The sequence below is a fragment of the Flavobacterium chungnamense genome, from assembly GCF_039539165.1.
Taxonomy (GTDB): domain Bacteria; phylum Bacteroidota; class Bacteroidia; order Flavobacteriales; family Flavobacteriaceae; genus Flavobacterium; species Flavobacterium chungnamense.
In genome coordinates, this window is record NZ_BAABCS010000015.1 from 1 (window position 1) to 24,939 (window position 24,939).

The window sequence follows — 24,939 nt, forward strand, 5'->3', positions numbered from 1 at the left end:
TTCAACACTATCTATTTCCGATTTGCCTTACTTTCTTTTTCTTTGTCTTGTCTTGTGGACAAGACGGCTGTCAATTCAATATGTCTATGAACGTGTCATTCTTTTTTGTGTCGCATCTCTCTCGATTAGCGGGTGCAAAAGTACATCTTTTTTCTTAACTCGCAAGTAAATCGAAAAAAAATATTTTTTTCTTTTTCCTTACTCAATTATATCAAAAAACTTATTCGTTTTGCGGATGGCATAGGTAAAACCTTTATCTATTCCTTGCAAATCTTTTTTTAAGTTTTTTTCAGTATTTATTAAAGAACGTCTGCCTTAATGCGGGTGCAAAAGTAGTCATCTTTTTCAATCTCGCAAACTTATTTAAACCCTTTTTTAAAACTATTTTTTAATACACTGGTTTTGTGATTGTTGTTAAACAAAGTTTTTTCTATCACTTATTGAAAACGGCCACTTTAAACATAAAATCTTTTGAAAAGCCTAAATCTATTCAATACAAAAACAACCTAGCCCCGATTGAAGCAGTTACCTTGTAACGCGGAAAGCAGGAATACCGACCGCAAGAAAGCGCTGATGGTTCGCTTCTAATTAATCAAAACGAATGGTTTTGGCAGGAGATATTTTAGTTATTAAGTAGGAAGGGATTAACAAAACCAACAAACAGACAAGGACTGTACCTATATTAAGAGCAAGGATATAGAGTATATTAATTTCTACAGGCGCTACATTTACATAGTAACTTTCTGGATTTAGTTTAATTATTTCAAATTTCTTCTGAATAAGCAACAATCCTATTCCTATAGTATTACCCCAAAACAAGCCTCTTAGAATTAGGTATAAAGAATTGTATAGAAATATTTTTCTTATTGACCAATTATCTGAACCAAGTGATTTTAGAATTCCTATCATTTGAGTTCTTTCTAATATCAAGACAAGCAATGCTACTACCATATTAATAGTAGATACGATTACCATTATAATAAGAATAACAATAATGTTAAAATCGAATAGTTTTAACCAGTCGAAAATACAATAATATTTTTCTACAATAGTTTGAGAATTAAGGGTTGAAGATATTTCTTTGTAAACTTGCTGACCTTTTTCGTCTATTTTGGTAAAATCATCAACAAAGACCTCAAATGAACCAACTTGACTGGTGCTCCATTTATTTAGCCTTTGAATGTGACGAATATCTCCTATTATATAAGTAGCATCAAATTCCTGAAAACCTGAATTATAAATTCCTACAATTTTAAATCTTCTACTTTTTGGCAACTTATTATCTCCTTCGTTTAGAAAAAAAGTATTGAAACTATCGTATAATTTCAATTTTAATCTGTTGGCTAAATATTGTGAAATTAAAACTTCTTCGTTTAAATTACTTTTTAGATTGGGCAATCCACCTTCAATTAAATACTCTTCCAAGTATTCCCATTTGTAATCTTTACCAACTCCTTTGAAAGTTATTCCTTCAAAATCTGTTTCGGTTCTAATTATTCCTAACTTGGTTGCAACTGCTTGAATATGATTTATACCTTCAACAGCATTGAACTTTGGATAAAACTTTTGGTTTGTAGAAACAGGCTCTATACTACCATCCGATTCATTTCCGTTAAAATTAGAAATTATTATGTGTCCGTTAAATGCTGATACTTTTTGGCGTATTTTTTGTTGTAAACCTATTCCTGTCGCTATTGAAACAATCATCATAACAATACCTATTGCAATAGCAGATATGGCAATTTTTATTATTGGAGCAGAAATACTACTTTTATGGTCTTTAGCAGTAATTAGTCTTTTGGCAATGAAATGTTCTAAATTCAAAAGTTTGGGTTTTGTTGCAAAGATATTTCTTTTTAGGACAAAGAGACAAAGTTAATTTAAATTATAAAATGATGAAATACTTATTATCGACTTGTATTATTTGTTTGGGATACCTAACAATATCTTCCTCATGCGGATTAAATAGACATTTTGAAAATTCAAGAAGAAATACTGAAAAAGAAGTAACTAATTCATCAATAAAAACTGGAGCCGATAGATATACTTTTTATTTACCTTTGTTAAAAGAGAAAAAAATTGGTGTAATTACAAACCAAACTGGAATTTTATCAAATAATGTTCATTTAGTTGATTTTCTTATCGAGAATAAAATTAGCATTCAAAAAATATTTGCTCCAGAGCATGGTTTTAGAGGAACTGCAGATGCAGGTGAACATATTATAGATGGAAAGGATTCTAGAACAGATTTACCGATAATTTCACTTTATGGAAATAACAAAAAACCAAAACCTGAACAATTAATCGGAATTGATGTAATGATTTTTGACTTACAAGACGTAGGAGCACGATTTTACACCTATATTTCTTCTCTACATTATATAATGGAAGCTTGTGCTGAAAACAATATAGAATTAATGATTTTAGACCGACCAAATCCTAATGGAACTATTGTTGATGGACCGATTTTGGAAAAAGAATTCACTAGTTTTGTTGGAATGCATCCAATACCTTTATTACATGGAATGACTATTGGTGAGTATGGAAGAATGATAAATGGTGAAAAATGGTTGAAAAATGGAATTCAATGTAACTTAAAAGTTATACATTGTGCAGATTACAATCGAGAAATGAACTATAGTTTACCTGTGAAACCCTCTCCTAATTTACCAAATAACCAATCAATAAACTTATACGCAAGTTTGTGTTTGTTTGAAGGAACAAATGTTAGTGTTGGTCGTGGCACGGAAATGCAATTTCAGATTTATGGTTCGCCATTTTTACCTAAAAGTGATTTTAGCTTTACTCCTATTCCAAATTTTGGAGCTAAAGAACCTATTTATAAAAACCAATTATGCTATGGAGAAAATTTAACTTCTATTCCAAAAGTAAATCAATTGGAGTTGAAATGGTTGATTAAAGCCTACAATTCGACTTTGGATAAATCTAAATTCTTTAATGATTTCTTTACCAAACTAGCAGGAACTAAAAAACTACAACATCAAATAATTGATGGTGTTTCAGAAATTGAAATCAGAAAATCTTGGGAGAAAGGGTTGAATGATTTTAAGGAAATGAGGAAGAAGTATTTGATTTATAAGTAGAAAATAGAGAAAAGAATATAGAAAATAGACTTCTAAAGTACTATTTTCTCTTTCATTTTTTCTACAATATTATATGCTGCTGGACAGATTTCAACATTCTTCAAAGTCAAATCAGATATCTGTTGGAACTTTTTTCTATCAGTATGCGGAAATTCTCGACAAGCTTTTGGACGCACATCATAGATAAAACATTTGTTATCTGATTCTAAAAACGTACACGGAACACTTTTTAAAACATAATCTTTGTCTTCGTCAATACGCAAATATTGATCAATAAATTGCTGTGGTTTTTGCCTAAAATGCTTTGAAATTCGCTCAATATCAGCTGAAGTAAACAGTGGTCCAGTAGTTTTGCAACAATTGGCACATTCTAAACAATCGGTTTTTTTGAATTCGACATCATGTAAATCTTGCATTACATAATCTAAATTTTTAGGTGCTTTCTTTTTCAGCTTATCGAAATACTTTTTGTTTTCGTTATGCTTATCTTTGGCAAGTTTTCCGAGTTCGTTTAATTGAGGCTTTAGCATTTAGTTTGATTTCTGATGCAAATTTAAACAACTTGAAACGTTAAACCTGAAACTTTACAAAAATGTTAGATTTATTTGGAAAAGCCATTCTCGATTTTCAAACCAACAATTCGCCTGAAGACATTATTACAGAAACCAACATATCGTCAGCTGATGAAATGGATGTTGCTTATCTTTTTCGTTCCTATAAAGAAATGCCGAAATTAGAAAAGAAAGCACTTCAGCTTAGTAAAGGTAAAGTTCTTGACGTAGGTTGTGGCGCTGGTAGTCATAGTTTACATCTTCAAAACACCAAAAAACTAGAAGTAACTTCCATCGATATTTCCGAAAATGCGATTCAAGCGTGTCAACTTCGAGGTTTGAAAAATGCTAAAGTTGAAAATATTTTGGATTTGAAAGTGTATTCTGAAGGTCATCAGAATAAATATGATACTATTTTATTATTGATGAACGGAACAGGAATTTTCGGAACATTAGCAGAAACTTCTAAATACTTGTTAAAACTAAAAAGTTTATTGACTCCAAATGGTCAAATTCTAATAGATTCTTCAGATATTATTTATATGTTTGATGAAGATGACGATGGTTCTAAATGGATTCCTGCTAATGGTTATTACGGCGAACTAATCTTTACTATTTCTTATAAAAACCAAACTGAAAAAGCATTTCCGTGGTTGTATTTGGATTATAATACGCTACAAAATGCGGCTTTCGCAAACGGTTTGCAATGCGAATTAATTGAAGAAGGAAAACATTTTGATTATTTGGCGCGTCTTTTTTAGAAGCTAATCCTACAATTCGTTGACTTGAATCAAATCGGTAGTTTTGATAATATCAGTAATCGCTTGGTAAAGAGCATTTAAATCTTCTTGAGAATTATACACATTAATCGAATAACGCATATAAATCTTATCATTCAAAGGCATAATTGGAATTTGGATTTTATATTTGGTATACAACAACTCTTTCAATTCCATAGGTTTTTCGGTTCTAATAGAAATACTTGCCATTTGACCAAAAAATTCCTCCGAAATTGGACATATTGGTTGTGTTCCAACCAAATCACAAAAACGTTGGTAATTATCTAAAACTATTTTTTTACAAGCTTTCGCCTTTTCTTTCCAATTGTTTTCTTCCAAAAACTGAATCACTTTAGGTGTACACAAATACGCCGAATGATCATTTGTACCTTGATATTCGTGATAATCTAGAAATTGACTATCGCTTGGCACTAAACTTTCGTAACCCCAACTTACTACTAATGGGTCAACATCGGCTTGAAATTCTTTTTTTACATATAAAAACGAACTTCCTTTTGGAGCCAACATCCATTTATGCAATGTTCCTGTATAAAAATCGGGATTCAATTCTTGAATATTCAAATCTATATGACCTGGAACATGAGCGCCGTCAACAATAGTAATTAATCCAAGTTGTTGTGCTTTATCGCAAATTTCTTTCACTGGAAAAATCAATGCCGTCGAACTTGAAATCTGATTCAAGAAAATTACTTTTGTGTTTTCATTATATCCTTTCCAGAATTCTTCTATAATTTGTTCTTTAGAAACAATGGGTAAGGAAATTTCTTGACGAATATATTTTGCTCCTGACTTTTTGCAATAGAAATTCCAAGTTCTGTCCATTGCTCCATACTCGTGATTGGTTGTTAGTATTTCATCACCAACTTGGAGATTCAAACTTCTCATTATGGTATTAACAGCAAAAGTTGGATTTGGTGTAAAAAAGAAATCTTCTGCATCACAACCTACAAATTTTGCTAGGGGTTTTTTGGCTTCTTTCAAATAAACAGGCAACTTCTTCTGAATAAAATGCACCGGTTCTTGCTCCAACTCCAATTGCAATCGTTGAAATTCTTCAAAAATAGGTTTTGGACAAGATCCAAACGAACCGTGATTTAAAAAAATAATGTTATTATCTAAAAGAAATTGTGATTTCATGTGTGTAATTTTATTCTTCTTTGGTTTAAAGGTTAATTGGAAGTATGTAACTACATCTCACTTTAGCTCCATTTTGTTCTGCCGGCAGCCACTTTTTACAATTTTTAAGAACTCTAACAACTTCATCACCAGTGCCATGACCTATATCTCTCAAAACTTTAACATCAGTAATTGAGCCATCTTTTTCGATAACAAAACTAACAATTACTTTCCCAGCTAATCCCTTTATATTGGGCACTTTATAATTTTTTTGTATGTACAAATAGAACTCTGACATTCCTCCAGGATATTCTGGTCTTACATCTAGTCCAGCAGAATTATATATTAAATTATCATCTTTACTATTTAATTTTTCTTCTGAACTTGAAAATTCATTTTTATCAATGTTTATATCTACAACATCATCTTTAAACCACATAGTTTTTGTTAAGCCTTTTACTTCTTTATTAGAAAAAAATAATTTCATTTTGTAACAAACGAATAAATTTTTATCCTTTTGATTAGACAAATCCCATTTTATTGCATTTTGTAAAACAAAAGCTATCTCTTTTTCAGCTTCTAAATTTGAACAAAAACTAACTTTTATGTGATTCATTGTACCATCATTTCCTAAAACAAAACCAATTATTACATCTTTTTCATTTTCAACTTTTGTATAATCGATAGTATTTGATAAATATTCATAAAACTTTTCTACGCCACCATTATTATACAAAGGTTCAACGGGTTTATATTTACTATAATCTTCTTGTCCAAAAATAAATTGACTTATCAATATAGTAAATAAAAAGATTGCTTTTCTCATAGATTTAAAATTTTGTTAGTTGATAAAAATAAAAAAATTCCAAACAACGAATGTCATTTGGAATTATATTTTAATTGAATCAACAATTATTGCATATATTTCATCATCATTGATTGAATTTCTCCTTGCAATTCCATCATTGATGCTTGAGATTTTTCCATGATTGCTGGAGCTTTCTCCGACATTTTTTTTCCTACTGGACTTTCATAAAAGGCTAACATTGCTTTAATATCCTCTTTTGAATATTCTTCCATGTAAATTTTTGCAGTTAAATCGTTAGCTTTAGCTATTAAACCATCAAACTCAACTGAAAAAGCTGCTTGTTTATCTTCAGGAATATTTGCTAAAATTTGTTTTTTATAAGAACTAAGCCCAGAGCCACTTCTTTCAATTACTTTCAATACATCTTTTTTGAAAGCTTCATCAACAGCTTGAGAGAAACCAAATTGAGCTACTAATAGCAAAGCGAACGTTAAAATAAGTTTTTTCATTTTTTTTGTGGTTTTAAAATTTTTTATAAATATATAATTTTTCAATTATTGTGCCAAAATAAATTTGATTAATTCTACACAATTTATAAGTTGTTTGATTTTCAAAAAAGTTACAAAAAAATAAGTTTTTTATTTTTATTCAGGAGGAGTGCTAATATTTATGGGCAAAGTAAATGTAGATTTTACATTTTTACCATCCTTCTTCGCTGGAGTCCATTTACCAGAAGTTAACTTTAATACACGGATCAATTCTTCTGCTGTTCCATGTTTTAAATCCTTAACAATTTTAAAATCACTTAAAGTTCCATCCTCATTTATAGTAAAACCAACAATGACCTGTCCTTTTAAATTTGGAACATCTGGTGTGTTATAATTCTTCTTTAAAAAATTATAAAACTTACTCATTCCTCCTTGAGTTTTATTATTTATAGAATCAGAAGGAAACTCATTTAATGGTTTATCTACTTTATTTGTATCCGTTTGTTCAGTTCTGTTTGAAAGCTTAAAGTCTAATGGAAACTTTATTTCAACACTTATGGATTTTCCACCACGTGTTGCTGGATCCCATTTTGGAGCACTTCTTAAGACTCTTACAATCTCGGTAGCAGTCTCAACATCTACAAATTGAACCACTTTAATATTTTTAATCTCACCAAGTTCATTAACTGTAAAAGCCGTAACCATTCTTCCCGGCTTGCTAACTTTAGAAAAATTAAAGTTTGCGTTTATATAATCATAAAATTTATCTAAACCACCTCCATTGAATTTAGCTTCTATTCTGTCTCCATTCAAATAGACTTCATCTTCTCCTCCAATTTGAGAAAAAAGACTTGATGAAAACAGTAAAAAAAGTACAATCCATTTCATTTTAAGGAATATTCAAATATTTATGAGTTTGCAATGAAACCCTCCATTTCGGATTTTTCATCACATAATCTACAATAAGCGGAGTCATTTCATCTTTTTTACTCCATTCTGGTTGAAGAAAAAGAATTGCATTTGGGTTAACTTTTTCTGCTTGTTCTTCGGCAAAAATAAAATCGTGTTTGTTGTAGATAATTACTTTAAGTTCATTAGCAATTTCATAGGCGCTTTCAACTGGCAACTTGTTTTTCTTGGGAGAAAGGCAAAACCAATCCCAAGTTCCTGTAACTGGATAGCATCCTGAAGTTTCAATATGAACACGAAGATCTTGTGATTTCAATTTTTGAGTAAGCGGATTCATATCCCAAGTTAATGGTTCTCCTCCTGTAATCACAACTGTATCTGCATACTTTTTGGCATTAGCTACAATGACATCTGTTGCTGTTGGAGGATGAAGTTCTGCATTCCAACTTTCTTTTACATCACACCAATGACAACCTACATCGCAACCTCCAATTCTTATGAAATAAGCTGCTGTTCCTGTATGAAATCCTTCGCCTTGTATAGTATAAAATTCTTCCATAAGCGGAAGCATTTCACCTTTATCGACAGCTATTTGTATGTTTTTTTCTAACATTTTTATTAAAAATACCTAAAAGATTTTGGAAATCTGTTAGTATAAAAATTATTTCTCTCTTATATAAATATCAATTGGCACACCAGAAAAATCCCAATTTTCACGAATTTTATTTTCAAGAAAACGTTTGTAAGCTTCTTTTACATATTGTGGCAAGTTGGCAAAAAACACAAACTGTGGTGTTGGAGTTGGCAATTGCATACAATATTTAATTTTTACATATTTTCCTTTCAATGCTGGTGGCGGATGATTTTCTATAATTTTCAACATATAATCGTTGAATTTTGAAGTAGAAATACGTTGTGCTCTGTTTTCGTATACCTTTACTGTTTCTTCTAATGCTTTCAGTAAACGTTGTTTTGTTAATGCCGATACGAAAATAATTGGCACGTCGGTAAAAGGTTGTAATTGTTCACGGATTTTTGCTTCATAATCGCGAGTAGACATGGTATCTTTTTCTACCAAATCCCATTTGTTTACAAGAATTACAACACCTTTTCTGTTTTTCTCAGCCAACCAAAAAATACTTTGATCTTGACCTTCAAATCCTCGTGTAGCATCTATAATAAGAATACATACATCTGAATGTTCGATGGCACGCACTGAACGCATTACAGAATAAAATTCTAAATCTTCTTTAACTTTGGTTTTTCGTCTAATTCCGGCTGTATCAACAAGATTGAATTCAAATCCGAAACGATCAAACTTTGTATCAATTGCATCACGCGTTGTTCCTGCAATATCTGTTACAATATATCTATCCTCACCTATTAATGCATTTATGAAACTAGATTTTCCTGCATTTGGACGGCCAACAACACAAAAACGTGGTAAAACGATTTCTTCTTTAGTTGGTTCTGGTTTTACTGGAAAAGCATCAATCAATGCGTCTAACAAATCACCTGTTCCACTACCTGAAATACTTGCAAATGTGTAATATTCGCCTAATCCTAGGTTATAGAATTCAACAGCGTCTTTTTCACGCATGGAGTTATCTACTTTATTTACGGCTAATAAAACTGGCTTTGTAACCTTACGAAGTAATTTTGCAACAGCATCATCCATTGGAGTAATTCCTTCTTCTACATCTACAACAAAAATAATAACATCTGCCTCATCAATGGCTAGTTCTACTTGTTTTCTAATTTCTCCTTCAAATACGTCGTCACTTCCTCTAACGTATCCACCGGTATCAATTACGGAAAACTCTTTTCCGTTCCATTCGCTTTTACCATAGTTTCTATCTCTGGTTACACCAGAAACTGAATCTACAATAGCTTCTCTTCTTTGTATCAGCCTATTGAAAAGGGTTGATTTCCCTACATTAGGTCTTCCTACTATCGCAACAATGTTATTCATAATGATTTTAAAATAAGCTGCAAAGGTACTACTAATTTTATTTTTTCTTACCTTAGTATGGTTGTAATACTAAAAAAACTATGTTTTAAAGAATTTGAATGTTAAAATTTAAGTAATGGAATTGGATAATACTATCGTGCTTCGTCCACGATTTCAAAAAAATGTTTCCATGTCAATGAATGAAATTATTGAACATGCAACAAAAATTAAAGAAGAAGTTAAAAATGATTATCGAGTAAAAATATCAGATCATCATATATTTTTATTCATCACTTTAGCCAAACGAAAGTATTATTCTCCACATTTACATTTGGAATTAGAAGAAAAAGAAGATAAAACAACACATGTAAAAGGACTTTTTGGACCAGACCAAACAGTTTGGACTTTCTTTATGTTCCTACATTTCTTTATTGCTGGTGTTTTTTTAGTTTTTATGATGATTGCATATTCGCATTGGACATTAAAACAATCTACTACTAATGACTTTGTAATTATGGGATTGATGGTAGTTTTTTGGTTTGCATTGTATTTTCAAGCTAGAGTTAACAGAAAAAAATGCCAACCTCAAATGCACAAACTTGAAGAATTAACCAACAGAATTTTGAAAGATAAAATTTAAGACTACTTTTGATTATATCCGAAACGTCTTAATTGAAATTGACTATTTCTCCAGTCTTTATTGACTTTTACAAACATTTCTATGTGAATTTGTTTTCCGAAGAATTTTTCTAAATCTTCACGAGCTTGCATTCCGACACGCTTTAGTGCCGCACCTTTGTGACCGATAATAATTCCTTTTTGAGTGTCACGTTCTACCATAATAACGGATCTAATTCGAATGATTTTATCATCTTCAATAAATTCTTCCGTTTCAATTTCTACTGCGTATGGGATTTCTTTATCGTAGTTTAAAAGGATTTTCTCGCGAATGGTTTCGTTCACAAAAAAACGTTCTGGTTTGTCCGTCAATGCATCTTTAGGATAATATGCTGGTGATTCTGGAAGAAGTTCTAAAATTCTTGCAAAAACTTCTTTTACATTGAAATTTTCTAAAGCTGAGATTGGATAGATTTCAGCATTTGGTACTTTCGCTTTCCAAAGATCGATTTGTTCCTCTAATTGCTCTTGATCTGATTTATCTATTTTATTAAGTAACAGTAAAACTGGGATTTTGGCATGAATGATTTTATTAAAAAAGGCTTCGTCTTTAAGCTCTTTTTCTCCAATTTCAACCATATAAATTAAGACGTCGGCATCTTCAAAGGCAGATTTAACAAAATCCATCATTGATTTTTGCATTTCATAAGCAGGCTTGATAATCCCAGGAGTATCAGAAAGTATTACTTGAAAGTCATCTCCGTTTACAATTCCGAGAATTCTATGACGAGTAGTTTGAGCTTTTGAAGTAATAATTGACAATCTTTCACCAACGAAAGCATTCATTAATGTTGATTTTCCAACGTTTGGGTTACCAATAATATTAACAAAACCTGCTTTATGTATCATGTTTATTTTTTAAAATTACATTTAATCTACCAAATGTCCACTGGACATTCTCCTCTTAATATCAAATCTATAATGTTTACAAAACCGGCTTTGTGTTACATTTATTTTAATTTAATTTGTTGCAAAGGTAGTCATATCAAGCTAATAGTAGAAATAAAAGATTTTTTTAATTTTTTTGTTGCGAGTATCGATATTCGTTGTATATTTGCACTCGAAACATCGCGGGATAGAGCAGTAGGCAGCTCGTCGGGCTCATAACCCGAAGGTCACAGGTTCGAGTCCTGTTCCCGCTACTAAGAGAAGCCATTCTGAAAAGAGTGGCTTTTATTTTTTAGCAAAAAATTATTTATGAAAAGAGTTGTTGAGTACAGAAAGTTACTTGAAGTTGACAAAAATGTAACTTTAAAAGAATTAAAAACCATTTACAGAAACAGTATGAAGGATTCACATCCTGACAAATTTGTAAATGATGAAGAAGGAAAATTAGCTGCGGAAGAAAAAAGTAAAAACATCATTAATGCCTATCATTTTTTGGTAAGTATCTCAAATGAAACTGTTGAAAAAAATCTTCCTGAATACCAAGACACTATCAATAATCATAATATTCTTGATTATTATTTCGAGAAACAAACTCTTTTTGTAACTCACGTTAATGGTGTTTCATATGAATATATTGGTGTTCCAAAAAACGTTTACATAAAAATGGTGAATTCTGAATCGCCTAATCGTTTTGCAAAACGTCACATTTATGGAAAATTCATTTACAGAAAAGCTGGAGAAGGAACTGAAGATTAATTTTCGATTCATATTAGAATAAAAAAATATATATTTAAAAATAAATATTAGAAAAAACCTTAACGAATATTCACTAAGGTTTGATTATATAAAAATATTTTTATTATAACTATTATTATTCTTCTGAAGCTACAGCTTTATCTTTATCCATTACTACTTTTAAAGTAGACGCTACACAATATTGATCAACCATAGTTAAACTTAACATATCTTTTTTAGCTAATTTTCTAGACACAAGTCCATTAAAGTTATTGTAAGAAATATTCATTTCTGTCAAATTAGATAATTTTTCTAAATTTAATGGCACTTGACCATTCATTTTATTATCAAAAAGACTTAAACTTTCTAAAGCAACTAAATTTGAAACTAAACTACTTAACTCACCAGAAAATTTATTGCTGTTTAATTGAAGAACTCTAAGTGATTTGATATTATACAATGATTCTGGTAAATTACCTGAAAACTCATTATTGTAAAGAGATAAAACTTGTAAATTTGTTAAACAACCAATTGTACTTGGCAATTCTCCAGTTAAGCTATTCATAAACAAATGAATCTCTTTTAATGAAACTACTTTAGTCAATTCTGATGGAAATGAACCCGACAATTTATTAAAAGAAAAATCAAGAACTTGAAGTGATTTTAATTCACCAAGACTCGTTGGAATTGAACCCTCAATATTATTTTTAAACAAGTTTAATTTTTGCAAAGATTTCAAATTTGATAATTCATTTGGCAATTTACCGGACAAATTATTATTTGACAAATCAATAGCAACAACTTTATCGTTAATCACTTTAACACCAAACCATGTATTCACAGGACTATTAAGATTCCATTTAGTAACCCATTGTTCTCCATTAGTTGCTTTGTTTAAACTAATTAATGCATTTTTTTCAAGCATAGAAACTTCTGCAAACATTGTTGCTGAAAAGAAAAAAGTAACTAAAAATGTAATTGTTGCTTTCATGATGGTTTGTTTTATTGAGATGTAAAACAATTAAATTTATCGTTTATAAGCAAATAAAATCGATGAAATGCATTATCTTTTATAATTTTAATATATTTTATAAATTTTATCTTACAAATAATATTTATTTTTTAATTTGTCTTTTTTTATATATTTGTTATATTAACCAATAAATATATTAATTATGGAATTTAATTTTTACGCAGTTTTTGCTGCAGCATTTTCTAGTTTAGTTGTAGGTTTTATTTGGTATAATCCAAAAGTTTTTGGAAGCATTTGGATGAACGAAACAGGAATGACCGAAGAACAAGCCCAAAAAGGAAATATGTTGAAGATTTTTGGATTGACATTTGTTTATTCATTGATGCTTGCCTTTTTGATGTCAGCCCTTGTAATTCATCAGTTTGGAGCATTAGGTATGATTGGAGGTCCTGATTTTATAGCAACAGCAAAACCATCATATGCAGCTTTTATGGCTGATTATGGTGACAATTTTAGAACTTTTAAACATGGAGCATTACATGGATTTATGTCGGGACTATTTTTAGGACTTCCGATTATTGCTATCAATAGTCTTTTTGAGCAAAAATCATGGAAATATATTGCTATTACAGCAGGATATTGGACCGTTATAATGACAGTAATGGGAGCCATCATCTGCGGATGGAAATAATTTAACATTTATTTATAATCGAATCGCTCTACTTTTGTGGAGCGATTTTTTATTGTGAAAGGACTTACTTTTAAAATATACAACCACATTAGAGAACTTCCAAATAATTGGGATGATGTAGCTGTATCCAATGTTTTTCTTCAAACACATTATTTAGAAGTTTTAGAAAAATCTGCTCCAACGAATATGCAATGTTTTTATATTGGAATATTTGAAAATCAAGAACTTATTGGTGTATCCTTGGCTCAATATTTAGACTTGAATAAGTTAGAATCTTTTGGAGAACGAGATAAATGTTTTAAGACATTTATCAGAAATTTTATTTTTAAAAACTTTGCTTCACATACTTTATTTCTTGGAAATAATATGATTACTGGTCAAAATGGTTATGCTTTTTCTAAAGAAATTGATTTTGAGCACATCAGTGAAATTTTAATGGAATCTGCTAAAGAGATTACTACTTATTTCAAGAATAAAAAAATTAAAATTCATTTGGTTTCATTTAAAGATTTCTATGAACATTGCTCAGTTGAATTGAAAAAATTTAGTCTGTCTAATACATACGAGTTTAATACGCAACCTAATATGATTTTCTATTTGGACAAAAAATGGAAAAATAAAGAAGATTATATTGCTACATTTTCTAAAAAATACCGTGATCAATATAAACGAGCTCACAAGAAATTTGACGGAATACATGTTAAGGAATTGAACTTAGATGAAGTTATTTTACATGAAGAAACCATATATGATTTGTATCATTATGTAGCTAAAAACGCACCTTTCAACACCTTCTTTTTGGCAAAAAATCACTTTTCTACAATGAAGAAGCAATGTCAAAATCACTTTCTGATATTTGGTTACTTTCTGAAAGATAAATTAGTTGGATTTCATACAATTCTTCTCAATGGCACTGTATTAGAAACCTACTTTTTAGGTTATGATTCGCAAGTTCAAAAAGAAAATATGCTGTATTTGAATATGCTTTACAACATGACAGAATATGGCATTGAAAAAGGTTTTGAAAAAATTATTTTCGGCAGAACTGCTTTAGAAATAAAGAGTTCTATTGGTGCAATTCCTATAAACATGTCGGGTTTTATTTATCATAATAACAAATTGATAAACAAATACATAGAATACTTTTTTAAGAAGTTAGAACCTGAAGCGGAATGGCAAATGAGACATCCTTTTAAGGAAGTTGGAAGTACGAAGTTAGAAGTACGAAATACAAAGTACGAAGTACGAAATACGAAGTACAATTTAAAAAGTTTTGAGTTTTAAACTGAAGAGTAGAATTAGCTTCTTAAAATCTACTTATTGTTTTGATTTTTTGAATTGATGAAAAGCGTAAAACCCTAGAGTTAATTCACCAACGGTTCCTAATAAAAATATTGTTGATGGAATTCCGTCGAAAATAATGCTTACTATTCTTCCGAAAGCTAAACCAAACATGAATAGAAAGTTAGAAATTGTAGCCGTTTGCCAAAATTTTTCCTTTATAATTCCGACAAACCATAAGAATGAAAAAGCATTGTAAACTCCCATAATTGCTTTAAAAATATTATGCTCATCAATGGTTTTTACTTTTACGTCAAAAAACAAATCTGGTTTAAAACCATATACAAATGCTACAATCATTACAATAAAAATTGAAATCGTTAAATGCAGATTTATTGGTTTTACAAAGTTGTTCATATTTGATTACATATTATCTAGTTCACCTTGAACTACTTCCCAATCTTCTAGCAATTTATCTAATTCGGCTTTTTTCTTGTTGTATGCTATAAAAAAATGGGCGTCTTCCAAATGCTTATCATAATTGGAAGCCAATGCTTTATCGTCATTTTGAATGTCTTTTTCGAGTTGTTGAATTTGACTTTCTATTTTGCTTAATCGATTTTGAAGTGACTTGTTTTTCTTTTGATCTTCATAAGAAGTTTTTGAATTTTCTTTTGGAGCTTCTTTTTTAGCAACATCTTTTTTCTCTACTTCGCGCATGTTTTCCATGTTACGTTGTTCTAAGAAAAAGTTAATATCGCCAAGATATTCTTTGATTTTTTGGTCTTTAAATTCGTAAACGATGTTTGACATTCCTTGCAAGAAATCTCTATCGTGAGAAACTAATAACAATGTCCCTTCATATTTTTGAAGTGCTGCTTTAAGCACGTTCTTAGACTTTATATCCAAGTGATTTGTAGGCTCATCCATGACCAAAACATTGATGGGTTGAAGCAATAATTTACACAAAGCCAATCGGTTACGCTCACCTCCTGAAAGTACTTTTACCTTCTTTTCTACATCATCACCACGAAACAAGAACGAACCAAGCATATCACGAACTTTAGAACGATTAGTGTCAGTTGCAGCATCTTCCATCGTTTGTAGAAGAGTGATCTCACCATCAAGATATTCGGCTTGATTTTGAGCAAAATAGCCTACTTGAACGTTATGACCTAATTTGATTTCACCTTGGTATTCAAACTCATTTACAATTGCTTTAATAAAAGTAGATTTCCCCTGACCATTTTGACCAACAAAGGCAATTTTACTTCCTCTTTCAACTAATAAAGAAATGTCTTTCAAAATGACCTTATCTCCATATGCTTTAGTTACATCTTCGGCTTCAATAACGACTCTTCCTGGAACTTTTGAAACTGGAAAAGAAATATTCATTACAGAATTATCGTCTTCATCTACTTCAATACGCTCAACTTTATCTAATTTTTTTATTAATGATTGCGCCATAGATGCTTTAGATGCTTTGGCACGAAATTTCTCGATTAATTTCTCTGTTTCTTCAATTTTCTTAGCTTGATTTTTTTGAGTTGCTAGTTGCTTTTCACGAATTTCATGACGCAATTCTAAATATTCAGAATAGGGTTTGTTGAAATCGTATGCTTTACCTAAAGAGATTTCGATTGTCCTATTGGTTACATTATCTAAAAACATTTTATCGTGGGAAACGATTACGACAACACCAGAAAAGTTTCTTAAAAACCCTTCTAACCAGATGATACTTTCAATATCTAAGTGATTGGTTGGCTCATCGAGAAGCAATATATCATTAGATTGCAAAAGTAGTTTTGCTAATTCAATACGCATTCTCCAACCTCCTGAAAAAGTATCGGTTTGGTCGTTAAATACCTCTCTTTTAAAACCTAATCCTAATAGAATTTTTTCTGTGTCACCAACATAATTATAACCACCAAGTAATTCAAAACGATGCGTATAATCAGATAAATCTTCGATTATTTGACCGTACTCTTCACTTTCATAATCGGTTCTTGTAACTAGAAGATGATTGATTTCTTCGAGTTTTTTTTCTACATGTTTAATTTCAGTAAATGCTTCGTAGGCTTCTTCAAGAACTGTTCTTCCATGTTCAAAATCGATATCTTGACGAAGGAACCCCATTTTAATTTCTTTTTCAGTAGCAATTTGACCTGAATCAGGTTTAAAATCACCAGCTAAAATCTTAAGCATTGTAGATTTTCCAGCTCCATTTTTTCCAACAAGACCTACTCTATCGCCTGAACCTAGGCGAAAGGTTACTTCTTCAAAAAGATATGAACCACCAAAAGAAACCGATAAATTGTGAATATTAAGCATATAATTTGTTACAAATGTTACATTAAGAAAAGTACAAAGATGTACCTTTGCTAAAAATTTTTGCAAATGTTAAAAAAAGGAACCGTAATAAATAGCATTTTAACAGGAAGTTGTCCAAAATGTCAAGAAGAAAGTATGTATGTGGAAAAAAACCCCTATAAATTAAAGACTATTTACAAAATGCATGAGACTTGTAGCCATTGCAAAACTCAATATGTAATTGAACCTTCTTTTTTCTATGGTGCAATGTATGTAAGTTATGGATTAACTGTTGCAATTGGCGTAGCAATATTTGTGATAACAAAATTAATTTTAGGATTATCTGTAAAGGTTTCTTTTATTTCACTAGGTATTGGAATATTTCTTTTAATGCCAGTTACAGCTAGACTAGCTAGAAATATTTACATCAACATGTTTATTCATTTTGACAAAAATTGGAGACAAAATTCTTGATTCTCAAGATATCAATATTTTTATCAAGAGGAATTTGATTTTCAATATGATTATATAAATTTTTAGCCATCGCTGGTGCAAGCATAACACCTCTTGTTCCTAATCCGTTTAAAACATGTAGATTTTTATGAACAGGATGGGTTCCAACTAAAGGTCTTCTGTCCTTAACAGTAGGACGAACACCTGCATAATGTTCTATCACTTCGAAATCGCATGTAATTAATTCTTTCAGATTGTCTATTAATTCTTTTTTAGCTGATTCGGTTGGAATATTTGTTTTGTCTTCCCAATTGTAAGTTGCCCCAACCTTATATATATCATTTCCAATAGGAAGAACGAAAATAGACGATTTCATGATTACTTCTAAATTCAAATTAGGCGCATTAATAAGCAATAATTCACCTTTAGTTCCGTCTAATGGTAATTTATTAAAAAATGGATTTAAAAGCATCCCAAATCCTTCAGCGAAAATAATATGTTTTGCTTTTATATCCTGATACGAAATAAATTCCTTTTCAATAACCAAACATGAATAATCAAAGGTATGCTCTAAGTAGGAATTTTGATTAATAAGAAACTGTTTGTATGAATCGACTAATAAATTTGTGTCGACATAACCAGAATATAGAACTTCACCAAAATTAAAAGGTGAAGGAATTGAATTCCATTTCTTGGTGATTAAATTAGTTGATAGAAACTTTGAAAGATTGGGTTTATCTGAAGCAGTGAACCAATTGTTTTGTTCTTCTACAGAATAAAATTTACGCAAAAGCGGTAGTTTATAATCCAGCTTAACCTGCAGCTTTTTTTCAAGATTTGCATAAAAGTTGTATAATAATTCTAATTGTTCTGAAGCTTGCCAAACCTCACTAAAGCGCTTTAAAATAACTGGATTATATAATCCTCCAGCAATCCTTGTTGAATTGTGAGATTGATTGTTTACAACCAAAATAGTTTTATTATTTTGAAGTGCAATTTCAGAAAAAGCAATACCTGCAAGACCAGAGCCAACAATAATATAATCTAACATAAAAAGTTACTTAGAGATTGTAAAGATAAATAATGGACATAAAAAAACTCTTATCTTTCGATAAGAGTTTTATATTATTTGAAAACTAATATTAGTAGTTCCACATGTCTTGTTCGAAATTACGAATCTTCTCTTTAACTCTTTCTGATTCTAATAATTGCATTTGTGCATTATCTTTCATGTAATCTTGAATAGTTCTGTCACCATAAACATTTTCTTCTTTGTAAATAACACCACTAAAGCGTCTAGAATTTAACAAATGGTCAAACGTTAAAGGCATTGCAGAATTTTTATCATTAAATGCTTTAGCTTCATGCAATACATCTCTTATTGATGGGAAATAAACCCAAAACAAATCAATTGTATCTGTATTTCCTTTAGCCTTGTCTCTTGCTTCAATTGCAATTGGACAAATTGCTAACAATCTATACTTTAATTCACTTTGACGCTTATCAAAATACCAGAAACCTTTAATTCTATATCCTGAAACATCTTTAGCACTTAAAACAGTTTCATTTATAAATTCAGCTGATAAAACTTTTGCTCCAGATTTGTAATCATCATAATAGTTATTAAATTCGTCAATACCAGCTTGAGTAGTATCTCTATATTTAAAAACAGATTCAATATCTTTCAAAGATTTTTTTGCATTAAAATAGTCATCACCATAAACTTCAGTAATTTTCCCTGATTTAATACCATTCAAAAGAACTTGAAAAAGTGATCTTCTTTCTTTACCAACAAAAGCAGTATCAATAGGATAATACAATGGAAAATTGATTCTTTCATCAACATCAATTAACTCCCAAGTAGTCTTACCCATCAAAACATCTCTGTCATGAACATAACCATAAGGTAGAGGTTTGTCATTATCAGACTCAAGTTGAGCAGCTGTTTTTTTACCTATCTCATCTGGTGTTTTAGCATTCAATAAATTGGATTGAGCAGAAGCAACATAAGTCCCTGCAACACTAAAAACAACTAACAAAAAGTTTTTCAATTTCATAATTTTTATTCTAAGTTATCTAAGTAGGTTTATAACGACAAACTTAAATTTTTATTGTATTTCGTAAATAGCTGGTGCTGCAGTTTTCATAGCAACACTTACACCACTAACTCTTGTTTTTATATCAGATACTGTGATTTGATCACCAGCCTTAGCTCTTGCTAAAGCAGCTTTACATCTTCCGTCAACTTTGTTTCCATTAACAACAATAGAAGCTTGACCTGGAACTTTAAATGCAAATTGAGTAACTTCAAAATTTAAATCATAAACAAAATCTGGTAACATTGCTCCAATAGTAGAAGCTTCTAAACGAGATTTAGCTCCTTTTTGGTATCCTGGAGTTCCTCCAATAGAACCAGCTGGTGCAGGTATGTTTTTAATTCTGAAAACTTTTTTATCAGAAACCACTTTACCATCAGTCATTTTTCCTGAAGCTGTAACAGTTACTTCCGTTCCAGCACCTGGAGTTAAATTATATTTACCTTTTCCTCCTGCTGAAGAAACACCAGGACCAGAAGCAGTTACATTGTTATCACCAATACCTGCAAATGAAATTGTAAGTGGATTTGGTAAACCTCTGTAAACAACATTCATCTTATCAGCAGAAATGTTAGCTGAATTCGGACGAGGCACAACAACGTATTTACCTGTAAATTTAAGTGGAATAGTTTTACCTTCTTCAACAAAAGTAAATTGACCACTAAGATTTTGCTCACCCACAGCACCAGCTGTAGTAGAAATGATAGCTTGTCCATTTACAAGTTTACCAGGTCCTTGGAAAGAAGTTGGTTTTGTATTTTCATCATAACGTCCTAAAACAACTTTACCAGTAACTGGCTCGCCTTGGAAATAAACATTTTTATCAAGAGCAACAATAGCTTGATAATTACTATAAGATGCAGCTTGTACCGCAGCTTTACCTAAAGCAGCACTAATAACATCAGATTCAGCTTTTTTTGCATCATTTTGCCAAGCAGTAAGTTTAGCTAAAGAAGCAATTGCTGGAAATCCTTTAAAGTGATAATCCAAATATTTAATTTTCACACCTTCTTTATTCGTAACTGGAGAAACATCAAATTTACCTGTAATTTCTTTTAAAATTGCAGCATATTTTTTTTCTCCTCCTAAAGCGCTATTAATTTCTGATTTAAATGCCTCAATTGCAGTTATAACTTCATTACCTCTTTTAGTATATCCATCACCTGTAAACCAACTATGATCTAAGTTATCAGCTTTATCCATTGCCTCATATGGTAATTTTCCGCCTTCTGACTCAACACCTTTAAGTACTTCAGCTTTTAAAGTACCAACAAAATCATAGAATTTCTTTGTAGCAGCTTCAACTTTGTGAGCAGTTACAGCAGCAACAGCAAACTGACCTTTAGCTTCAGTAGCTTTAGTGTCAAGAGCAAGCATCATTTGCTCATTAGTTTGTGTAGCAGATGCATTAGCTGCATCAAATTTTTCATTCATCAAACCGAAAGCCGAAAGGACTTCTTTTGACATATTCATTGCCAACATCGCGATAAAAACCAGATACATCAGGTTAATCATCTTCTGTCTAGGGGTTAATTTTCCTCCTGCCATTTTTTCTAATTAGTTTTAATTGTTAATTTAATAAAATATAGTTAAAAAAACTAATTATCCTTTATTACTCATTGCAGATAACATTCCACCATAAACATTATTCAATGTAGACAAGTTAGAAGTTAGTGATTGCATTTGATCTTTTAATTTTAAGTTGTTTTCAGCAACTTCATTATTAATTTGTGCATTTCTTTCAGCGCTTTGTAATTGAGCTTGGTATAAACCATTTAAAGCTTCCATTTGAGAGGCAGCTTTACCCATTTCTTCTGCATATTTCTTTTGACCAGCCATAGCATCTACAGTTGGAGAAATTGATTTTGCAGCACCTTCAAAGTTTTTAATGCTATTTCCTAAGCTAGCCATCAATTCACCATCGATTTTAGCTTCTTTCAACATATTATCTAATTTTTGAGAAAGTAAACCTTGTGCTTCTTTAGGATCTTCTTTTTTAGCTGATTTTGGTTGTGCTTGTCCACCTGCTAATTCAGGATAAACTAAAGACCAATCTAATTCTGCCGGTGGTGTTTCAAATGCAGATAAAGCAAAAATTAATGCTTCTGTTAATAATCCAATTGTTAACATCACAGTACCTGTTAAAGGTCCTAATTCAAAGTGAGCAATTTTAAATAATGCTCCAACAATTACAACTGCTGCACCCATACCATAGGCGAAATTCATAACTTTAGGTGATAATAATCCCATAATAATAATAATTTAGTTAGTTAAGTTTAATATAATTAAGTTAGTTAAAATACAATTTATCTTTTAATCTTTCCGTTTCCGGTTGTTTGAGTTCCCATGTAATCTTGAACAGTTCTGAAACCAATATAGCTTCTTGCTGTGTCTTGATATTCGAAATCTCTAGTTCCTACTTGAAGGAAGTAAGCAACATCTTTCCATGAACCTCCTCTAACAACTTTACGTTTGTTAGAAGTATCAGGAACATTTGGATTCATTGTTGAAACATACTCGTAAGCTGATGCATCATAAGATGAATCTGTCCACTCTGATACGTTTCCTGACATATTGTAAAGGTTGTATCCATTTGGCTCATAAGATTTAGCTTCTACAGTATATAATGACTGGTCTGCTGCGTAATCTCCACGATTAGGTTTGAAATTAGCCATAAAACATCCTCTGTCATTTTTAGTATAAGGCCCTCCCCAAGGATAATTACCTGATTCAAGACCACCACGAGCAGCATATTCCCATTCTGCTTCTGTTGGTAAACGGAATGAATTAATCAAATCTCTTCCTTTTTTCTTTTTAACGTAAATATTTTTGTTCAACGTTCTCCAAGCACAAAATGCTTTTGCTTGTTTCCAGTTAACTCCAACTACTGGATAATCTCCATAAGCTTGGTGCCAAAAATAATCGTTGTGCATTGGCTCGTTATATGAGTAAGAGAAATCTTTAATCCAAGTTGTTGTATCAGGATAAACTTTAGTATTTTCAGTTTTGATGAATTTACTTCTTTTTCCAACTTTAGCTTTAGCAGCAGCTTGGATGTCCATCCATGAATAGTGGAATTTCAATTTATCAACATCAATTGTTCTTAAACCATTGAATGATTCAGCAACTGGCAAATACATTGTATCCATTACCTCTACATAATATTCGTCTGGATATTTTTTTGTATCAGTAATCAATTTTGTCTTTTTATTTAATCTTCTTCCAGCATAAGGATCATCAGTAGTTCCAACGCTATAATAGTTCTCATACATGTACTTATCGTATGGAGTCATTTTAGCTGGATCTTGATCTGCAAAAGCGAAATCACCAATGCTACCTGCATTTTTTCCACCTTTACCTGAACCTGGTTTTTGACCAACTTCATCAGCAAGAATAGCTAAACGCACTCTAATAATAGAGTCCTTAACCCATTCAACGAATTGACGGTACTCGCTATTAGTAATTTCTGTTTCATCCATATAGAATGATCTGACAGTTACTGTTTTAGTTGGAGCATCTTGAACATTAGCTAAATCATCATCTGATTTACCCATAATAAAAGCACCACCTGGAACTAAAGTCATTCCGTATGGTTTTTCTGGATGCCATTTTTTTCCTTTTACTCCTACTAATTCTCCTTTGTCGTTAGACTTACCACAGCTAACTAGTAGTGTTAAAACAGATGCAAATGCAATGAACTTCTTCATATTAATTTGGGTTAATTATGTATTCTTATTTTAAGGGCGTAAACCTATCTATTATTTTTGAAAAAAACAATTATTTATATCTTAAAATTTTATTTTCTTGACCAAAAATACAATTATATATTTATTGACAAAATAAAATAATCGACAAAATGCAAATAATTGCGTTTATTAACGCTTTTTTGTTGTTTTTATATTTTTTTTCTTACAAATTTTATGTTTATAAGATTTTATAAGATTTTTATTTACAAAAACTCTTATAAAATGCTCTTACGTTGTGCTTTCCACCAACGCTCGGGAAACTCTTGGTTGCAAGCTGCCAAATAATCTTCGTGAGAACATGGTAATAACGTATTCTTTTTTAATTTATTGTGAGTATTTGCAAAAAATGGTATTTCAATCCACCAACGCTCTGTTTTATCACTTTTAAAAAACACAATATCCTCATCTTCAAAAGGAACTGTGTATTTTATGTAATTTTCTTTGCTTCCAAATGGATACTCATTGGAACGATAATGTATACCTTCAATAAAATACCAAATTATTTGAGCAATCAAAACTGATTCTTGCTTAGTATCATTGTGATTAAAAACGCCCAAACAAGAAACTTTATCACTAATTCCGGCATATCTAGACAAAGAACATATCTCTTTACCATTAAAACCATTTGGTTGAAAATTAGTAAAATTTCCAGAGTCAGATGATTTTACAGAAGTTAAATCGAAACTTACTAAATCGGCATCCCGAAAAACTGGTTCTGCAATTAAAATATTATTACAAACTTCTCCTAAACGATAAGCATCAAAGAATAATTTCTCCATCAAATCTATTTCTTCTTGCGAGTTGTAATAGGTTTGATAGCCAATATTACTATAATTGAAAAGATTATTTGGTTCTTCAATAATTATTTTAGACAAATAAGACTCTGAGCTAATTAAAGTTTCTTGTTTACCTAAATCGAATTTATTATCAATGGAAACCAAATTTACCATTTGTTCTAAATCATCATATCCTCGATACATTGCATAGGTTAAATCTTGTGAACCGCCAATAACAATAGGAATTACTTTATTCTTAACTAGTTTAGAAACTACTTTTTGCAATGCAAAGTAGGTGTCATCGGTTGAATTTCCTGCTAAAATATCACCTAAATCGGCAATAGTTTTACTCCAATTACCAGGAAATAAGCTATATAATTCTCTTCTTACATTAGATAAATCAACTTCTTTCGAATCTTTTCCACGATTTTCAAGAACTCCTATTATAGCAATATTAACTTTTGAAATATCTGGAAACTCCGCTTCAGTATGAAACACAACTTTACTAGACAAATGCTGAGATGACAATTGCTTAATATCAATAATCAAATCATTATCTAAAGGTGCAAGAAAATCGAATTCCAT

General features: G+C 30.8%; 25 protein-coding genes and 1 tRNA gene. 8 read left to right on the top strand and 18 right to left on the bottom strand.

The genetic code is table 11. The annotated features are described in order from the left end of the window. Positions 1-588 precede the first annotated feature (588 nt). A complete protein-coding gene (locus ABD771_RS07080) occupies positions 589-1,824 on the bottom strand; it encodes an ABC transporter permease (RefSeq protein WP_345092686.1) in 1,236 nt (411 codons plus the stop codon). 71 nt (positions 1,825-1,895) lie between these two features. Between ABD771_RS07080 and ABD771_RS07085 the strand changes: the two genes are divergently transcribed. Continuing rightward, positions 1,896-3,104 carry an exo-beta-N-acetylmuramidase NamZ family protein gene (locus tag ABD771_RS07085; RefSeq protein WP_425556460.1) on the top strand — a complete coding sequence of 403 codons (1,209 nt, stop codon included), beginning with the start codon at positions 1,896-1,898 and terminating at the stop codon, positions 3,102-3,104. Between the two features lie 32 nt (positions 3,105-3,136). On the opposite strand, the gene ABD771_RS07090 is transcribed toward ABD771_RS07085, so the two are convergent. After that, positions 3,137-3,634: a YkgJ family cysteine cluster protein gene (locus ABD771_RS07090; RefSeq protein ID WP_345092694.1), complete on the bottom strand. Its 498-nt coding sequence runs from the start codon at positions 3,632-3,634 to the stop codon at positions 3,137-3,139. 62 nt (positions 3,635-3,696) lie between these two features. Between ABD771_RS07090 and ABD771_RS07095 the strand changes: the two genes are divergently transcribed. Further along, the gene (locus ABD771_RS07095; RefSeq protein WP_345092697.1) at positions 3,697-4,416 is read left to right on the top strand and encodes a class I SAM-dependent methyltransferase; all 720 of its coding nucleotides are present in this window, start codon (positions 3,697-3,699) and stop codon (positions 4,414-4,416) included. 9 nt (positions 4,417-4,425) lie between these two features. On the opposite strand, the gene ABD771_RS07100 is transcribed toward ABD771_RS07095, so the two are convergent. The 6 genes from ABD771_RS07100 to der all read right to left on the bottom strand — a co-directional run bounded on the left by ABD771_RS07100 (position 4,426) and on the right by der (position 9,748). Further along, positions 4,426-5,592 (bottom strand): aminotransferase class V-fold PLP-dependent enzyme, encoded by a 1,167-nt coding sequence (locus tag ABD771_RS07100; RefSeq protein ID WP_345092700.1) that lies wholly within the window; start codon positions 5,590-5,592, stop codon positions 4,426-4,428. Positions 5,593-5,617: 25 nt separating this feature from the next. Beyond that, positions 5,618-6,397 carry an energy transducer TonB gene (locus ABD771_RS07105; RefSeq protein WP_345092703.1) on the bottom strand — a complete coding sequence of 260 codons (780 nt, stop codon included), beginning with the start codon at positions 6,395-6,397 and terminating at the stop codon, positions 5,618-5,620. 86 nt (positions 6,398-6,483) lie between these two features. Further along, positions 6,484-6,888, bottom strand: coding sequence for a DUF2059 domain-containing protein (locus tag ABD771_RS07110; RefSeq protein WP_345092705.1), 405 nt, complete (start codon positions 6,886-6,888; stop codon positions 6,484-6,486). A 135-nt stretch (positions 6,889-7,023) separates the two neighbouring features. Next, the gene (locus ABD771_RS07115) at positions 7,024-7,755 is read right to left on the bottom strand and encodes an energy transducer TonB (RefSeq protein ID WP_345092708.1); all 732 of its coding nucleotides are present in this window, start codon (positions 7,753-7,755) and stop codon (positions 7,024-7,026) included. A 1-nt stretch (position 7,756) separates the two neighbouring features. Beyond that, a complete protein-coding gene (locus ABD771_RS07120; RefSeq protein WP_345092711.1) occupies positions 7,757-8,389 on the bottom strand; it encodes a 7-carboxy-7-deazaguanine synthase QueE in 633 nt (210 codons plus the stop codon). 48 nt (positions 8,390-8,437) lie between these two features. Next, the gene (gene der, locus ABD771_RS07125; protein WP_345092714.1) at positions 8,438-9,748 is read right to left on the bottom strand and encodes a ribosome biogenesis GTPase Der; all 1,311 of its coding nucleotides are present in this window, start codon (positions 9,746-9,748) and stop codon (positions 8,438-8,440) included. 115 nt (positions 9,749-9,863) lie between these two features. Between der and ABD771_RS07130 the strand changes: the two genes are divergently transcribed. Beyond that, positions 9,864-10,367 carry a hypothetical protein gene (locus ABD771_RS07130; protein WP_345092717.1) on the top strand — a complete coding sequence of 168 codons (504 nt, stop codon included), beginning with the start codon at positions 9,864-9,866 and terminating at the stop codon, positions 10,365-10,367. A 2-nt stretch (positions 10,368-10,369) separates the two neighbouring features. On the opposite strand, the gene era is transcribed toward ABD771_RS07130, so the two are convergent. Further along, a complete protein-coding gene (gene era, locus ABD771_RS07135) occupies positions 10,370-11,254 on the bottom strand; it encodes a GTPase Era (protein ID WP_345092721.1) in 885 nt (294 codons plus the stop codon). Positions 11,255-11,474: 220 nt separating this feature from the next. On the opposite strand from era, the gene ABD771_RS07140 reads away from it, so the two are divergent. Both ABD771_RS07140 and ABD771_RS07145 read left to right on the top strand, forming a co-directional pair. Beyond that, positions 11,475-11,547, top strand: a tRNA-Met gene (locus tag ABD771_RS07140). Between the two features lie 55 nt (positions 11,548-11,602). Then, entirely contained in the window at positions 11,603-12,049 is a 447-nt protein-coding gene (locus ABD771_RS07145; RefSeq protein WP_345092724.1) for a KTSC domain-containing protein, read from the top strand. Positions 12,050-12,164: 115 nt separating this feature from the next. Here the strand turns inward: ABD771_RS07145 and ABD771_RS07150 are convergent, their stop codons facing one another. Continuing rightward, positions 12,165-13,019, bottom strand: coding sequence for a leucine-rich repeat domain-containing protein (locus tag ABD771_RS07150; protein WP_345092727.1), 855 nt, complete (start codon positions 13,017-13,019; stop codon positions 12,165-12,167). A 184-nt stretch (positions 13,020-13,203) separates the two neighbouring features. Here ABD771_RS07150 and ABD771_RS07155 point away from each other — a divergent pair, with 184 nt between their 5' ends. Next, on the top strand, positions 13,204-13,692 hold the full coding sequence (locus tag ABD771_RS07155) for a DUF1761 domain-containing protein (protein ID WP_345092730.1): 489 nt from the start codon (positions 13,204-13,206) through the stop codon (positions 13,690-13,692). A gap of 36 nt (positions 13,693-13,728) precedes the next feature. Next, positions 13,729-14,976, top strand: coding sequence for a GNAT family N-acetyltransferase (locus tag ABD771_RS07160; RefSeq protein WP_345092733.1), 1,248 nt, complete (start codon positions 13,729-13,731; stop codon positions 14,974-14,976). Positions 14,977-15,009: 33 nt separating this feature from the next. Here ABD771_RS07160 and ABD771_RS07165 read toward each other — a convergent pair whose 3' ends face one another. Both ABD771_RS07165 and ABD771_RS07170 read right to left on the bottom strand, forming a co-directional pair. Beyond that, entirely contained in the window at positions 15,010-15,390 is a 381-nt protein-coding gene (locus ABD771_RS07165) for a DUF4345 domain-containing protein (RefSeq protein WP_345092736.1), read from the bottom strand. 6 nt (positions 15,391-15,396) lie between these two features. Continuing rightward, the gene (locus ABD771_RS07170; RefSeq protein ID WP_345092739.1) at positions 15,397-17,304 is read right to left on the bottom strand and encodes an ABC-F family ATP-binding cassette domain-containing protein; all 1,908 of its coding nucleotides are present in this window, start codon (positions 17,302-17,304) and stop codon (positions 15,397-15,399) included. 66 nt (positions 17,305-17,370) lie between these two features. Between ABD771_RS07170 and ABD771_RS07175 the strand changes: the two genes are divergently transcribed. Continuing rightward, entirely contained in the window at positions 17,371-17,757 is a 387-nt protein-coding gene (locus ABD771_RS07175) for a DUF983 domain-containing protein (RefSeq protein ID WP_345092742.1), read from the top strand. Here ABD771_RS07175 and ABD771_RS07180 read toward each other — a convergent pair. The 6 genes from ABD771_RS07180 to ABD771_RS07205 form a co-directional block, all read right to left on the bottom strand. Beyond that, positions 17,720-18,787, bottom strand: a complete 1,068-nt coding sequence (locus ABD771_RS07180) for an NAD(P)/FAD-dependent oxidoreductase (protein WP_345092746.1) — start codon at positions 18,785-18,787, stop codon at positions 17,720-17,722. The two genes, ABD771_RS07175 and ABD771_RS07180, sit on opposite strands and share 38 nt — an antisense overlap. A gap of 91 nt (positions 18,788-18,878) precedes the next feature. Beyond that, entirely contained in the window at positions 18,879-19,793 is a 915-nt protein-coding gene (porN, locus tag ABD771_RS07185) for a type IX secretion system ring subunit PorN/GldN (protein ID WP_345092749.1), read from the bottom strand. Positions 19,794-19,844: 51 nt separating this feature from the next. Beyond that, positions 19,845-21,380 (bottom strand): type IX secretion system motor protein PorM/GldM, encoded by a 1,536-nt coding sequence (gene porM / locus ABD771_RS07190; RefSeq protein ID WP_345092752.1) that lies wholly within the window; start codon positions 21,378-21,380, stop codon positions 19,845-19,847. Positions 21,381-21,434: 54 nt separating this feature from the next. Further along, complete coding sequence (porL, locus tag ABD771_RS07195) at positions 21,435-22,082, bottom strand: type IX secretion system motor protein PorL/GldL (protein WP_345092755.1); 648 nt, start codon at positions 22,080-22,082, stop codon at positions 21,435-21,437. Positions 22,083-22,138: 56 nt separating this feature from the next. After that, a complete protein-coding gene (porK, locus tag ABD771_RS07200; RefSeq protein WP_345092758.1) occupies positions 22,139-23,539 on the bottom strand; it encodes a T9SS ring complex lipoprotein PorK/GldK in 1,401 nt (466 codons plus the stop codon). Between the two features lie 254 nt (positions 23,540-23,793). Further along, positions 23,794-24,939: a formimidoylglutamase gene (locus tag ABD771_RS07205; protein WP_345092761.1), complete on the bottom strand. Its 1,146-nt coding sequence runs from the start codon at positions 24,937-24,939 to the stop codon at positions 23,794-23,796.